Below are 1,314 nucleotides of genomic sequence, written 5' to 3' on the forward strand. Positions count from 1 at the left end.
GGAGACTGTCCCGTATTCTGTGTAACTGCCAGTTTTATATAAAGTCTTTTAAACGGTCTTCGAACTCGATCATAAACCGGTTCAGGGCCGTTTTCCAATTTCTTATGGGCATCGTCCATTTTTTCGAAGCCTCCCGTATTGCCAAGTAAACGACTTTCTTCGCTGAATCATCGGTGGGAAACAGCTTACGTTTATTGATGGCTTTACGGATCACACTGTTCAATGATTCAATCGCATTCGTGGTATAAATGGCTTTTCTTATATCCTCAGGATATTTGAAGAGCGTATTCAAGTTTGCCCAGTGAGCATGCCAAGAACGGCTGATTTGAGGGTACTTTGCATCCCATTTTTCACTAAATAACTCCAGTTCCTGCAAGGCTTCTTCTTCGGTCATGGACTGATATATTTTCTTTAAATCGGCCGACACCACCTTGTAGTCTTTCCAGGGCACATATTTCATCGAATTGCGCACCATATGTACGATGCAGAGCTGAATTTGAGCCTGAGGGTACACAGTATTAATCGCATCAGGGAAACCTTTAAGACCATCAACACAGGCAATTAAAATGTCTTTCACACCACGGTTTTGTATTTCAGTTAAGACACTCAGCCAGAACTTGGCCCCTTCATTTTCAGAGAGCCACATGCCCAACAGCTCTTTACGCCCTTCAAGGTTGACGCCTAGCGCCAGGTAAATAGCTTTGTTGATAACACGCTTGTCTTGCCTGATTTTAACGACAATACAATCCAGGTAAACAATCGGATAAACCGCATCAAGTGGCCGGGATTGCCATTCAATAACCTGTTCAATGACGGCATCTGTGACACGGGAAATGAGCGTCGGCGAGACATCGGCATCATACATTTCCTTAAAAGTTTCAACAATTTCTCGGGTCGTCATGCCCTTGGCATAAAGATGGAGAATTTTATCATCCATCATGGTTAGGCGAGTTTGGCTTTTTTTGACGAGCTTAGGCTCAAAGCTACCTTGCCGGTCTCGGGGCGTTTCAAGCTCTACGTGGCCATCCTCGGTTCTGACGGTCTTAGAGGAATAGCCATTACGGCTGTTATCTGAATGGGACTGCTCATGTCGAGCGTAACCAAGGTGTTCTTCAAGCTCAGCGTTTAACGCAGCTTCAACGGTTACTTTGGTGAGCATCTTTCTAAAGTCAGTTAAATCTTTTTCTGACCTGATGCTTTTAGCTGCTTCCTTGGCGAATGCCTCTAGTTCTTTTTTATTCATTGTCTGCCTATCCTTAAACTCTGGTTAGAGTATCGTGTGATAGGCAGTTACACAAAATTATTTACAGTCTC

Annotated in this window: 1 protein-coding gene; it reads right to left on the minus strand. The window is 43.8% G+C overall.

Going from position 1 to position 1,314, the window contains the following annotated elements:
• Positions 1-34: 34 nt before the first annotated feature.
• A complete protein-coding gene (locus tag QL234_RS31880) occupies positions 35-1,243 on the minus strand; it encodes an IS256 family transposase (protein WP_281561752.1) in 1,209 nt (402 codons plus the stop codon).
• Positions 1,244-1,314 lie beyond the last annotated feature (71 nt).

The organism is Thalassomonas sp. RHCl1, from assembly GCF_947387555.1.
Lineage (GTDB): Bacteria > Pseudomonadota > Gammaproteobacteria > Enterobacterales > Alteromonadaceae > Thalassomonas.